Source organism: Streptomyces bugieae, from assembly GCF_036352915.1.
GTDB classification, from domain to species: domain Bacteria; phylum Actinomycetota; class Actinomycetes; order Streptomycetales; family Streptomycetaceae; genus Streptomyces; species Streptomyces endophytica.
In genome coordinates, this window is sequence record NZ_JAZBJP010000009.1 from 161,208 (window position 1) to 174,584 (window position 13,377).

The following is a 13,377-nucleotide window of genomic DNA, read 5'->3' on the forward strand; positions in this document are numbered from 1 at the left end:
GAACGGGGCGCGCACCGGGCGGACCGTGATCGACGGCCCGCCCGGTGCCCTACGACGAACCGGGCGACAACTACGGCGAGGAACCCGGCGACATACCCGACTCCGTACGACATAGCAGTCGCCGCGCCGTACCGGACGCGCTCCGTGCGTGGATCACGCCGCCACGGCCCGCAGGTCCAGTCGTGCGCTGAATTCCCTTACGACTGGTTCGTCCCGGTACGGCTCCAAACGCAGCTGGAAGTCCTCCAGATACTCGGAGCCCCGGTCCGACCGCAGCCCGCTCAGCAGCTCCACGGCCTGCGTGCCCGTATGGCAGGCCTGCTCGACCTCGCGCTGCTGTACCTGCGCGCCGGCCAGCAGCAGCAGTCCGATGGCGCGGCGGCGGGCCCGGCCCTCCGGATGCCCGCCCAGTGCCTCCGACGCCCGTTGGGCGGCCGGCCCGGGCTGCCCCAGGTCCCGGTGGCAGTGCGCGAGTTCGTCGGCCAGATACGCCTGGTCGAAGTGGGAGATCCACACCGGGTCGTCGCCCGCCTCGGTGGCCGTGTCCGCGCGCTCCATCGCGGCGAGCGCCCGCCCGGCCACGACCTGGAAGGCCCGGCCGTCCCCCATCAGGGCGTGCCCGCGCGCCTCCGCCGCGAAGAACATCGCCTCGGTGCGCGGGGTGACGTGTCCGCGGGCGCCTTCCTGGGCGGCGCGGGCGAGTTGGGCGATCTCCCGTGGATTGCCGAGCGAGGCGGCGAGGTGGCTCATGCTCGCGGCGAGCACGTAACCGCCGTACCCCCGGTCGCCGGCCGCCTGGGCCAGCCGCAGCGCCTGGATGTAGTAGCGCTGCGCCAGGCCGGGCTGACCGGTGTCGACGGCCATGTAGCCGCCCAGTTCCGTCAATCGCGCGACGGCGGCGAAGAGGTCCCGCCCCACGGACTCCCGGTACGAACCGGCGAGCAGCCCGGACACCACGCTGTTGAGGTAGTGCACCACTACGGGCCGCACGTGCCCGGCGCCGAAACGGTGGTCGAGCTCACTGAGTGCCGTGGTCATGGCCCGTACCGCCTGGACGTCCGACACCCCGACCCGGGCCCCGGCGTTCCGTGCGACCTGACTGTCCGCGCCGGTGATCAGCCAGTCACGACTGGGCTCGACCAGCGCCGAGGCCGCGACCGTGGAGCCACTGAGGAAGTCACGGCGCCCGACGTCGCTGCGCCACAGCTCGCAGACCTGCTCGATCGCCCCGAGGACGGTCGGCGAGAACTGCAGCCCCACCCCGGACGCGAGGTTCTTGCCGTCGGCCATCCCGATCTCGTCGATGGTGACCGTGCGCCCCAGTTTGCGGCCGAGTGCCTCCGCGATGACGGCCGGGGCGCGGCCCCGCGGCTGCTGGCCGCGCAGCCAGCGGGCCACCGAGGTCTTGTCGTAGCGCAGGTCGAGGCCGTGTTCCGCCCCGCACATGTTGACGCGGCGGGCGAGCCCCGCGTTGGAGCACCCGGCTTCCTGAATCAGCGCCTGCAGCCGTTCATTGGGCTGCCGCGCGACGAGTGGCCTGGCGGCCATGCTTGTACCCCCTGGTTTGCTGCGCGTTCACCGTGGAACGCCGTTCCCCGGGATCGCTTCCCCACGGATATCCCGGATATCCGAGAGATCCGGGATACGTGCGATAGGAAGGATCTGAGCGATACACGCTTTGCAGGTGGATGCCGGATGGCGTGCGATTTGCGCGCTATCCGGGGCACTTGCGTGCGAAGCGTGGGTTCACGAGACGTGCTCCGAGATCGTGCACGAAGTCGGTTTCCGAAGACGTTTTCCGAAGGTGCTTTCCGAGATCATGAGCCCGGGTCACAGGACCACGGGATTCGGTCACGAGTTTCGGTCAGGAGTTCCGGTAACGGGATTCGGTCACGTTTGTCCGGTCACGAAGTCGACTCACGAGACGTGTGCTGCTGGTGGGGAATGGCGCGGTGGTGCCCGTGCACTGGAAACGGCGCCGCCGTGCAGGGCTCCCCTGATGCACCGCGGCCTGCCGTCGGGCGGCCTCTCCGCCCGTCACGCAGGTGGCTACCCACCCACTGGGCCCGGCCCGCATACGCGCCCCCACCGGTGCACCCATGCGCCCCACGTGCGAGAACGATGCGCCGGGCAGGTCATCCATTCGGCCGTAACCGTTGGTGACAGGGGCAGTTGTCATCTGCGTGGAAAAGACCATCGGAGTCACAGGAGCCTCGCAGATCCCCAAGCAGCGCGGCGAGCAGCTGCTCGAAACTGCGGTGCGTTACGCGGAGGAACGCCACTGGGACGTGTTCCCCGGCGCATGGCTGGAGCACGACGGTGAGACGCCGCGCTGCTCGTGCGACGCCGGCGACTGCGCCGTGCCCGGTGCGCACCCCATGGCGCCCGGCTGGGCCGGCCTGGCGTCCGGCAGTGCGACCGCCGTCCGCCGTATGTGGAGCAAGCAGCCCCGGGCGTCGATCCTCCTTCCGACGGGGCGGACCTTCGAGGCCCTCGACGTGCCCGAGACCGCGGGCTGCCTGGCGCTGGCCCGTATGGAGCGCATGGGGCTGACGCTCGGGCCGGTCACCCGCACCCCGGACCGCCGGATGCTCTTCCTCGTCCTCCCCGGTGCCGCGGTGAAGGTCCCCGATCTCGTACGGGGCCTGGGCTGGGCCCCGGCCGCGCTCGACCTGATCTGCCGGGGCGAGGGCGAGTACATCGCCGCCCCGCCGACCCGGGTGGGGGCGCACGGGTGCGTGCAGTGGGCGCGCCGCCCCACCGCCACCAACCGCTGGCTGCCGGACGCGGAGGAACTGATCAGCCCCCTGGCGTACGCCTGCGCCCGGGACGCGGTGGCGGCCCGGGGGCGGTGAACTGCGGGCTTTGAACTGCGGGGCCTTGAACCGCGGGCTTTGGACTGCGGGGCTTTGAACTGCGGGGCGTTGAACTGCGGGGGGGGGGGCGAGCCGCTGAGGCGGTGGACCACGGGGACGGTGAGCCGCCGGGGTGGTGAGGGACGGGGACGGCGAACCGTGGGGCGGGGACGTTGCCCGCTGGCCGGGTCCCGCACGCCGGTCGTTGCCCGGCACGCCCTCCGCACGACGGCTTGTCGGTGGCCGCTCGTATCGTGGGACGCGGACGGGGGTCAAGACGGCTCCTGCGGGGACGTCGGAGGGCAGGACCGGTGGGCAACGAGCCGGAACACAACGAGGTGCGGGCCGGTGCGGCGCCGCCCGAGCAGACATCGGCCGCTTCTCCGGCCGGGCCGTCCGCGGCCCCGGGCACCCTGGGCGCGGCGCCCGCCGTCCGCATCCAGGGCCTGTGGAAGAAGTTCGGCGAGCAGATCGCCGTCCACGGCATCGACCTGACGCTCCCCGCGGGCCGCTTCATCGGGCTGGTCGGCCCCAACGGCGCGGGCAAGACCACCACCCTCTCCATGGTGACCGGTCTGCTGCGTCCGGACTCCGGCGTGGTGGAGATCGGCGGGCACGACGTCTGGGGCGACCCGGTCGCCGTCAAGTCCCGGATCGGCGTGCTGCCCGAGGGGCTGCGGCTCTTCGAGCGCCTCTCCGGGCGCGAACTCCTCGCCTACATGGGCCGGTTGCGCGGGCTGCCGGGCGACGAGGTCGACAAGCGGGCCGGCCAGCTGCTGGACGTCCTCGATCTCGCCGGCTCCCAGCACAAGCTGGTCGTCGACTACTCCACCGGTATGCGCAAGAAGATCGGTCTCGCCGCGGCCCTGCTGCACAACCCCGAGATCCTCTTCCTCGACGAGCCCTTCGAGGGCGTCGACCCGGTCTCCGCGCAGACCATCCGCGGCGTACTGGAGCGCTACACCGCCTCCGGGGCGACCGTGATCTTCTCCAGCCATGTGATGGAGCTCGTCGAGTCGCTGTGCGACTGGGTCGCGGTGATGGCCGGCGGACGGATCCGCGCGGACGGCCCGCTCGCCGAGGTCCGCGGCGCCGCGCCCACGCTGCAGGACGCCTTCCTCGAACTGGTCGGCGCCAACGACCGCGGGGCCGGGCAGAGCCTGGACTGGCTGGGCGGTGGCGGCGCCCGATGAGCACCGAATCCACCGCGGTGGCCGCGCCTCGGGCCGCCGCACCGAACCTCACCGCCGTCTTCGTACGGCTGAAGCTGACCCTGCTGCGCAACGGACTCCGCCAGTCGGCCGGCCGCACCGTCGCGTACGTCAGCTCGGTCATCGTCGGCCTGCTGTTCGCGGCCGGCGCGGTGCTGGGGCTGATCGCGCTGCGCGGCAACGTCCATGTCGGCGCGCTGGCCGTGCTGTTGACCGGGATCCTCACGCTCGGCTGGGCGGTGATGCCGATGTTCTTCCCGACGGGCGACGAGACGCTGGACCCGACCCGCCTGGTGATGCTGCCCCTGCGGCCGCGCCCGCTGATCGGCTCCCTGCTGGTGACGTCCCTGATCGGCATCGGCCCGGTCGTCACCCTGGCGCTGGTGACCGGCGCGGTGGTCGCGCTGGCGGACGGACCGGCCGCCGCGCTCGTCGGCGTGCTCGCGGTCGTCCTGGTGGTGCTGGTGTGCGTGGCGCTGGCCCGCGCGGTCGCCACGGCGTCGGTGCGGCTGCTGACCAGCCGTCGCGGCCGTGATCTCGCCGTCCTGAGCGGCCTGTTCATCGCGCTCGGTGCCCAGGCCGTCAACATCGCCGCCCAGAAGCTCGGCCGCCCGGACGGCCTGGCCGTCCTGGAACCGCTGGGCGACGTCCTGCGCTGGCTCCCGCCGGCCTCCGCGATCGGCGCGGTCGAGGCCACCGGCCAGGGCGCCTACGGGCGCGCGGTGGCCGGCATGGCCCTCGCGGCGGTGGCCCTGGCGCTCCTCCTCTTCTGGTGGCAGCGCTCGCTGACCGCCCTGATGACGTCCCCCGACTCCTCCACGCTCCAGGCGGTGGAGAAGGACAGCGCGCGCCGGTCCGGCAGCGGTGAGGGCGGGCTCGTACGCCTGCTGCCCGGCGGCCGTACGGGCCCGGTCATGCTCCGTACGCTGCGCTACGCCTGGCGCGACCCCAAGTCGAAGATGTCCTGGGCGACCGCCCTCGGTGCCGGCCTGCTGGCCCCGATCGTCTCCTCGGTCCAGGGCAACGGCAGCATCTACACCGCGTTCTCGGCCCCGGCGCTGCTCGGATTGCAGATGTACAACCAGTTCGGCCAGGACACCTCGGCCTTCTGGATGGTCGCCTCCACGATCGCCACCCCGCGCGACGCCTACCAGGAGCTGCGCGCCCGGGCGTGCACCCTCGCGCTGGTGGCCGTCCCGTACGTCACCCTGGTCTCGGTCGGCGCGGCCGCGTTCATCGGCCCGTGGTCCGACTTCCTGCAGGTGTACGGCCTCTCGCTGGCCCTGCTGGGCGCGCTGATCGGGACCGGCGCAGTGACGTCGGTGATCTTCCCGTACTCGATCCCCTCGGAGGGCAACAAGAACGTGGCTCCGGGCCAGGGCTCGATCGCCTGGTTCAGCCTCTTCGGCGGTGTCCTGGTGGGCGCCCTTCTGTGTGCCCCTCTCCTGGGCCTCACCATCTGGCTCCACGTCGCCGGCCTCCACCACCTGTTGTGGATCCTGCTGCCCCTGGGCGTCCTCTACGGCACCGGCGCAGCGGTACTGGGCCTCCGCCTGGCGGCCCCCCGCACCGTCAGGCGCCTGCCGGAGATCCTCGCGGCGGTGAGCAAGGGGTAAGGGCGGGCTGAGGGAGGGGCGGGTGGGCGGTCCGGGCTCCTGACGGGTATGCCCGGCTGACTGCTTCGGTCCGGCGGGCGCTGCTTGGCTGGGGGCGGGCGCTGCTCGGCTGGGGGGGGCGTTGCCTCGCGCGTATCCCCCACCCCCGAACCCACCCCCCGCCCCCTCCCCCGAAGGGGGAGAGGGGGAGGGGGCGGGGGAAGCCCCCGGCGTCGCCGCGGACGAGGCCGGCCCGGCGCTGTCCCCAACCGCCTCGGGCAACGGACGTGTTGCCGCTAGGCGCGCGCCGCTGGCCGGCCGAAGGGAGGCGGCAGCGGCTCGTCCCCCGCTCCCCGCAGAGCTGGCTCCGCGACGGAAAGCAACTGCTCCGACGGGGGCGGGGAGCCCTACGCGTTGGGCGCGTTGGCGGGCTCCCCGGCGGGGCCTCATCGGTGAGGCGGGGCACCGCATTCAGGACGGGACGGGGCACGCCGGCCGGGGCTGGTCGTGAGGTTATCCACAGGGCCCGGCGGGCGACGGGCAGGGGCGGTAGCGTCGTGGCATCGACAGAAAACGAGGGGTGGTGGGGGCGGTGCTGCGCACCGGAGTTGTGCTGGTCATGGGCTGGTTGGCGGTGCTGTTCTGCGCCGGAGCGGTGCAGGCCGCGCCGGGCGGTGCCGACGCCCCGACGCAGACCGCCTATCTCGCCGGGCAGTTGCGCAAGAACCCGGTCTTCATCAGCGACCAGATCCCGCGCGCCGTCCCCCGGTCGACGGCCCCGGACTTCGCCAAGGAAGCCCGGCGGCTGGGCGTCCCGACGTACGTCATGATCCTGCCGAACACCCACTACGGCTCCGAGGCCACCGGTCTGCTCGCCGGGGTCCATGACCGGCTGGCCCGCAAGGGCCTCTATGTGACGCTGAGCCCCACGGGTCTGGACGCGGTGCAGACGTACGGGGTGAGCCTCCCCGGTGCCGAGGACGCGAGCCGCGCGACGCTGTACGAGCTGCCGTACGACGCCACCCCGCGCGAGGTGTTCCGGCATTTCGTCGACGTGCTGACCTCCGGCCATGCGCATCAGCGCGCCGAGGCGGCGCACGCCAAATACGGCGACTCGGTGGACGAGTTGCCGCTCCTCCACACCGACCGGACCGCCCGCGAGGACCAGAGCTTCGCGACCGGCGTCGCCGTCACCGGCATCCCGCTGACGGCCGTGCTGCTCACCCTGTACGCCGTGCGGCGCCGCCGGGTACGGCGCGCTGCGGCGGCAGGCGGCGGCCTGAGCGCGGGGAAGGGGCCTGCCGCCCCCAAGACGACGGCAGGTACGAAGCGAAGCCCGGCCGGAAGCAAGACGAAGGGCACAAAGGGAAGCAAGAGAGGAAGCGAAAAGGGCGGCACCGGAGGGAGCACAGCCGGGCAAGGCGCGCGGACGAGGAGCATCGGGGCGTCGAGCGGGCAGCGTGTGAGGATGCTGCCGCTGGTCATGGCGGCCGTAGTCCTGGGCGGCCTGGTCGCGTTCACCGCCTCGCAGGTCTTTGACGACACCACCAGTGGGGACGGCTCGCGCCCGACCGCCGCCGATATGCGGGCGAGGGTCGACCGGGTGGCCGAAGGGCTGCGCCGTGACCCGTTGTACGTCGATCCCGAAAGCCCACCCGCGCTGGACGCCGCCGAGCGCACCCATCTGCGCACGCAACTACGGGCGCTGCGCATCCCGACGGTGATCGCCGCCGTCTCCAGCAATCCGGACGACGAGTCCGACGGCGAGAAGGACTTGCTGGTCAAGGCGCTACACGACCGGTTGCACCGCAAGGTCCTGATCGTGCTGGCCGAGCCCTCCGACGGCGGGATCGAGCTCGCCAACTACGGCACGCCCGTGGACCCGACGTATCTGATGAACCGGCCGCGCTACCTGGAGTACTCCGGGTCCGCCGACCCGGCCCTCGGCCGCCGTCTCGATCAGCTGCTGACGTACCTCGGCAAGGCCCCGACCGCCAAGCCGGGCGCCGCCGAGTCGGATCCCCTGGGCTACGACCCGCCGCCGGCCGTCGATCCGGTCGAGGAGCAGGCGCTGCCCGGTCTGTTCACCGGGGACTTCCACCCCGGCCTGGTGCTCGGCGTCTTCGCCGCGCTCCTGGTCACGGGGCTGGTGGCGGCCGGTTGCGGAACGATACGCGTGATCGTGATGGCCCGGCGTCGGCGCTACGGGGCGGGTGGTGGCTCCGGGGCCGCCCATGGCCCGCATGCTCCGGAGCGGCCCTCGTTGGCATGGCTGCGGCGGGCCGCCCGCCATGACCTGGATGCCCTCACCGCAGCGCTCGAACCGGCGACCGCACCGGAACCGGGAGCGCCGGAACCGATGGCTGCTGCGCTGCCCGCGGAGGCACAGCGCCGGGCCTGGGAGTGCCTGGATGCGGCCGCGTTGCTGATCGATGGTGACAGCGACGGCCGGATCGACGCGGATGCCACCCCGGCCGTGCTCGCCTGCGCCATCGTGCTCGCCCGCGCGGGCCGCACCGCGATTGACGAGCCGGCCGCGGCACGCCACGTCTGCCACCGCAACCCGCTGCACGGCCCCGCCCGTAAGCGCTCAGAGAAACGCCCGGGCGGCGGCACCCCCGGCGGCGCTACCCACCGCACCACCGCCGCGGCCGGCACTCGCGGCACCGGCGGTCCTGCCGGCCGTCGCCGCGCTGCCAGCGCGATGTGGACGCTGCCGGTGTGCGAGGGGTGCCGGGTGACACATGGTGCCGTGCTGAAACTGCGTTCCCAGGAGGGCAAGGGGCGCGGAGCGTACGTCCCGTATGCCACCCTGCCCGGGCCGCTGGCGGCGCTCGCCGACGGCGCCGAAATAGATCAACTCACCCGCGATGTACGGGAGTACTTCGGTGTGCACTGACCCTGGCGCCCCGGCAGCCGCGACCCAGCGACGAGACCGTCCCGCGCAACGAAGCAACTGGATCGCCCGACAACGCGACCGCACAACTGAACAACGTGACCGGGCCGCTCATCAGCGGGGCCAGGCCGCCCAACGGCGGGATGCGATCAGCCGGCCCGGCGCCACCCCGGGCGCACGGCCAGGCACCGCGGCTCCCCGGACCGGCGCCACCCGGGCCGCACTGCCAAGCCCCTGGGCGGCCCGCCGGCTGTGGTCCGCGCGCTCGCTCTCGCTCGCGCTCGGGATATCAGCCGCCACCCTGCTGTACGGTGCGGCCGCGCCCGCCATGGCCACACCCACCATGGCCACGACCAGGCCGACCTCTGTGGCCGCGGCCGCTGCCGCCACCGGGCGGGTGGGGCAGGCCGTCCACGGTCCGACCAGCCCGGGTAGGAAGATCGCGGAGGCGCTGCGGGGTTCGCCGGTGTATGTGGATCCCTCGCTGGCGACGGCCGTTGACGCGTCGCAGAAGCGGGAGCTGGTCGCGCAGATCAAGGAGACCAAGCTGCCGATCCGCGTCGTGCTGGTGCCGCTGGTCGAGGGGGACAGCTGGGGCGGTAAGCCCGAGCAGCTTGCCGAGGTGGTGCACGACCGGATGGGCGGCGGCCCGTCCATCCTCATCACGCTCGGGGACCTGCCCGACGACATCTCCGCCCGCGAATGGCCCGAGGGCGCCCATCAGGCGATGCATGCCGCCGCGGCGGTCTTCTTCCAGGACGACATGAAGGGCGCGGGGCTGGCCAAGCGCGTCTCCCGGGCGATCGGCATCATCAAGGCGGGCAACGGCGACAAGGTGTACAAGGAGGTCACGGCCGGCCTCGGCAAGCCGAAGCCCACGCAGTCGGGTGGGGCCGACGGGGCGGGCAAGGATGGCTCCTCCAGCGTGGGGAGCGGCAGGTCTCCGCTCGTCCGGCTGCTGAGCCTGGTCGTCGGGCCGGTGTTGCTGTTGGCCGCGGCGGGGTTGTTGTTGCGCCGGCGTTCGCGGCTGCGTGATCTCACGACGCCGTTCGCGCTGCCGCGCTCGGTCTTCGCCGCCGCCCGGCAGGCCGACGAGGCCGGGCTGCGCGACCGGGCCACCGAGGAGGTGGTGCGCCTGGGTGAGGAGGCCCGCGCGGCGCAGGGTGATCCGGCGGTTGTCGAGCGGGCCCTCGATGCGTACGCCGCGGCCGGTACGGTCCTGGACCGGGCGCGCGGAGCCGTCGACCTGGCAGGGGTGTTCGCGCTGGTCGCCGAAGGCCGCGCGGCGCTGTCCAAGGCTCCGGCGGCCCTCCCGCTGTGCTTCTTCCATCCGCTGCACGGGCCTGCCGTGCGCCGCATACCCTGGCGGCCGTTGGGCCGCCGAGAGCAACTGCGGGTGGCCGCCTGCGAGACGTGCCTGCGCGCGGTACGGACCCGGCGTGCACCGGAAGTGCTCACGGATCGGCGGGACGGCCGGCCGGTTCCGTACTTCGAGATACCCACCGAGGACAGCATCTGGGCGGCCACCGGGTACGGCTCGCTGCTGGGCGGGGACGGCGACTCGCTCGCCGCGCGCGTCCAACGCGGCGACTTCACCCGCACGTTGGGCTGACCCGGCCCCGGTTGCCGCTGCGGGGGGGGAGGGGAGGAAGCGACCGGCCGCAGGCGGGCACCCCGTCCCCGCGGGTGCTCGCCGCCGCGTTCGGCCAGCGCTGCCGCCACTGCTATCACTGCCGCCGCTGCCGTGATAGCTGATGCGCCGGGAGGAAATCTTCCGATGCTTTATCAACGCAGTAGCCGCCGAGGTCAATCAGTCGGCAAATGGATAGAAAGTTCAGCGAACGCCGCGAATTCATTGCGCCCACACCTCGACCGCGCCTCGACTTTTGCGGGAAATTGACGCGAAATGGCCGCAGTTGATTGCGCGAACCGCCACCAGAATCGCTTCGACAAAGCGGTTACACGGCCTTACGCTCCGCCGAAACAGCCGTTCGCACCCATCGGAAGGGTGGGGGCGCACGGGGGAGAACGTCTGCTGGGAGAGCGTTTTGCTGCACACGAAGACCGCTTGGCTGCGCGTCGCCGCGCCCGTCGCCGTACTGGCGCTGGCCCTCACGGCCTGCGGAGGAAAGAAGGATGGGTCCGCCACGCAGGACGGCCGGAAGAGCAATGCCGGGGCTGACGCTCCCAAGACGGAAAAGACGTCGGCCCCGGCCGTCGGCGGTGAGCGGAAGCCGGGCCAGACCGGCACCGGGCGGTTCAAGGAAGAGAGCGCGAATATCACCTACGAGGTCGTCGCGCAGAAGGTCCACGTGGGCACCGAGGCCGAGGCCAAGAAGCTGGTGTCGGATCCGAAGGACGCCAAGGGTCTGGTGGCCGCGACTGCTTGGGTGAAGTTCACGAACAAGGGCGGCGGTGTCGTCAAGGACATGCCCAAGGTGGGCAACGAGACCGAGCTCTACGGTGACGGCCGGCCCGGCGCCCTGCTGATAGGTGCCGCCGAGGATGGTCCCGGCTGCGAGGACACCATCGACATCGAGAACTGGAAGGCCGGGCAGAGCCACACGATCTGCCAGACCTACATGGTCCCGAAGGGCACCAAGTCCGTGGAGGTCCACTGGGCGGGCGAGGGCCAGAGCGACTCCCCGTTCGTCTGGAAGTTCAACAACGCGGGCTAGTGGCGTTGTTAGCGGGCGACGGGGATGTTGGCGGGTGACGGGATGTGGGAGGGCGGTTGATGGGGGCTGATGGCGGCTGATGGGGGCTGACGAGCCCCCATCAACCGCCCGCCGTCACGAGTGCCGAGGAGCCCTGACGAGGTGGCACGAGTGCTACGTCAGGGCCGGCGAGCTGCTGGCGTAGTCCGTCGGCAACCAGCCGGCCTCCTCCGGCCTCACCCCCGGCACGCGCACGCACACGCGCACGCGCACGCCCGCGCTGCGCCCGCGCCACGGCCCTGTTGTTGAAGGCCGTGGCGCGCCCGGTGCTGCCTGCCGAAGACCGGCCGTGGCGGGGCGTGCGCCTCGGCTGTTTGTGGCCAGGCGCACCCGGCCCGTCGCGGTCGGTGTTTCTCGCAGCCGGTCGGCCTCTCCCGGCCGATCCTCCGCTCAGGCCGGCAACGTCGCCGCGTTCAGGAAGGGTTCGATGGCGGCGCACCAGTCGTCGGGCTTTTCCCAGGGGAGGAGGTGTCCGGCGTCGGGGATTTCGGCATAGGCGCCGCGCGGGAGGACGCGGACCATCTCCTGAGCCTCGGCGCGGCCCAGTTCGGCGTCCAGGCCGCGGACGACCAGGGCCGGGCAGGTCACCTGGGCGAGCTCTTCCCAGTGGGCGTCATGGACCCAGGTCTCCCGGGCGGTGAGCATCTGGCGCCGGGAGAAGACCGGGCGCCAGCCGTCGGCGCGCTCGGCCATCACCTCGGCGAAGAACTCGCCACGGGCCGGGCGCGGCCGCTCCAGCGTCGGGTCGTCCTCGCCGAACCACTTGCGGACGTCCGCGAGCGTGGCGAACGGCACCGGCCAGGAGCGGAACCACTCGGTCCACTCGCGCTGCGAGGCCGCACCCAGCGCGGAGGCCCGCATATCGCAGATCACCAGCGCACTGACCAGATCCGGGCGCCGGGCCGCTAACTGCCATGCCGTCAGCGCACCCATGGCATGGCCGACGAGGGCGACCGGTGCCAGGTCGAGCTGCTCGATGGCCACGATGGCGTCCTGGACGTACGCCTCGCGGTCGTACGGCCCGTCGGCGGGCTTCTCGCTGCGGCCGTGGCCCCGCTGGTCCAGGGCGACCGGGCGGTGCCGGGCGCTCAGCCGACGGGCGGTGTCCGCCCAGTGCGAGGCACGGCCCATCAAGCCATGGAGCAGCAGCACGCCGGGCCGCTGCTCGCCCCCTTCCAACCCGCCGTCGATCTTGGGCGGGTCGGTGAATTCCCAGGCGGCGAGTCGTACGCCGCCGGCCCCTGTCACATCGATGCGCCGCACCATGTGCTCTGGCACCCCCAATCGTCCCTTGAGCAGCTCCACACTATCGAACCCCTATTCGAACGCACCGTTCCAGCGCCCAACACCCCTCGTTCGAGTGACCTCCCTCAAGGATTGGCCGCGCTCGCCACGGGGAGACATCTGCCGGGAGGCGGGCCCTACCGGGAAGGGGGCCCGTGGGGGAAGACCCTGAGAGCTCGGGGCTCCGGGTCTTGGGTGGGGGACATGGGGAGGCAGGGCCCCGGCTGCTCGCAGCGCCGGGGCCCTGACCGTCCCGCACTCTGTGGATGCATCCGAGCCCCCTCCCCGGCCAGGACAGGCCCTCGCAGGGCCATGCGTCAGCGTGACACGCAACCGGCCGAACCGCACGGATTCGCACAAGTCCGTTCAACGGGCAATCACTTGACGAGCCCATCGAACGGCGCATCAGCGCAGCTCAGCGGGCTCGTGGAGGAAGACGACGACCGGGGGAGGCAGGAAAAATTCGGGGAGGAGGGCACGGAGAAGGATTTGCGGCGAGCGCGAGCGCGCGCCCGGCCTGCGGAGAGTGCCGCGTCCTACGAGATTTTGGGACATAAATAAGGGTGGCCTGTGGCCAAGATCCCGTGGAGGGACTGGCCGGGCACACCTCGGCGGTCCGGGGGCGTGCCGCTGGATCGCCGAAGTGTGGCCCGCCGGACCGCCGCCGGACCTCGGCCTCCGCCGCAGCGCGGCCGCACCTCTGCCGGCTCCGCTGCACCTGCGCCGCACCGAATCGGCCCACCGAAACGGCCCGCGGAAACGGCCCACCGCGCCCACCCACCGAAGACCGCCGGCACAGCCCCTCGACACAGGTCGCCG

The 13,377-nt window shown here is 72.4% G+C and carries 8 protein-coding genes; 6 read left to right on the forward strand and 2 right to left on the reverse strand.

What is annotated here, in order from left to right; all coding sequences use genetic code 11:
• Window positions 1-153: 153 nt before the first annotated feature.
• Window positions 154-1,548, reverse strand: a complete 1,395-nt coding sequence (locus tag V2J85_RS18150) for an NsdA family TPR-like regulatory protein (protein WP_261956147.1) — start codon at window positions 1,546-1,548, stop codon at window positions 154-156.
• 635 nt (window positions 1,549-2,183) lie between these two features.
• On the opposite strand from V2J85_RS18150, the gene V2J85_RS18155 reads away from it, so the two are divergent.
• The 6 genes from V2J85_RS18155 (at window position 2,184) to V2J85_RS18180 (ending at window position 11,235) form a co-directional block, all read left to right on the forward strand.
• The gene (locus V2J85_RS18155) at window positions 2,184-2,855 is read left to right on the forward strand and encodes a bifunctional DNA primase/polymerase (RefSeq protein WP_330822183.1); all 672 of its coding nucleotides are present in this window, start codon (window positions 2,184-2,186) and stop codon (window positions 2,853-2,855) included.
• Window positions 2,856-3,166: 311 nt separating this feature from the next.
• Window positions 3,167-4,048, forward strand: a complete 882-nt coding sequence (locus tag V2J85_RS18160; protein WP_410011284.1) for an ABC transporter ATP-binding protein — start codon at window positions 3,167-3,169, stop codon at window positions 4,046-4,048.
• Window positions 4,045-5,682 (forward strand): transporter, encoded by a 1,638-nt coding sequence (locus tag V2J85_RS18165; RefSeq protein ID WP_261956149.1) that lies wholly within the window; start codon window positions 4,045-4,047, stop codon window positions 5,680-5,682. Before V2J85_RS18160 ends, V2J85_RS18165 begins: the two co-directional genes overlap by 4 nt.
• A 559-nt stretch (window positions 5,683-6,241) precedes the next feature.
• On the forward strand, window positions 6,242-8,560 hold the full coding sequence (locus V2J85_RS18170; RefSeq protein ID WP_330822184.1) for a hypothetical protein: 2,319 nt from the start codon (window positions 6,242-6,244) through the stop codon (window positions 8,558-8,560).
• A 325-nt stretch (window positions 8,561-8,885) separates the two neighbouring features.
• Window positions 8,886-10,169 carry a hypothetical protein gene (locus tag V2J85_RS18175; protein WP_330822185.1) on the forward strand — a complete coding sequence of 428 codons (1,284 nt, stop codon included), beginning with the start codon at window positions 8,886-8,888 and terminating at the stop codon, window positions 10,167-10,169.
• A 436-nt stretch (window positions 10,170-10,605) separates the two neighbouring features.
• The gene (locus tag V2J85_RS18180) at window positions 10,606-11,235 is read left to right on the forward strand and encodes a hypothetical protein (protein ID WP_330822186.1); all 630 of its coding nucleotides are present in this window, start codon (window positions 10,606-10,608) and stop codon (window positions 11,233-11,235) included.
• A 429-nt stretch (window positions 11,236-11,664) separates the two neighbouring features.
• On the opposite strand, the gene V2J85_RS18185 is transcribed toward V2J85_RS18180, so the two are convergent.
• Window positions 11,665-12,540, reverse strand: a complete 876-nt coding sequence (locus tag V2J85_RS18185; RefSeq protein WP_261957482.1) for an alpha/beta fold hydrolase — start codon at window positions 12,538-12,540, stop codon at window positions 11,665-11,667.
• Between the last annotated feature and the right edge of the window lie 837 nt (window positions 12,541-13,377).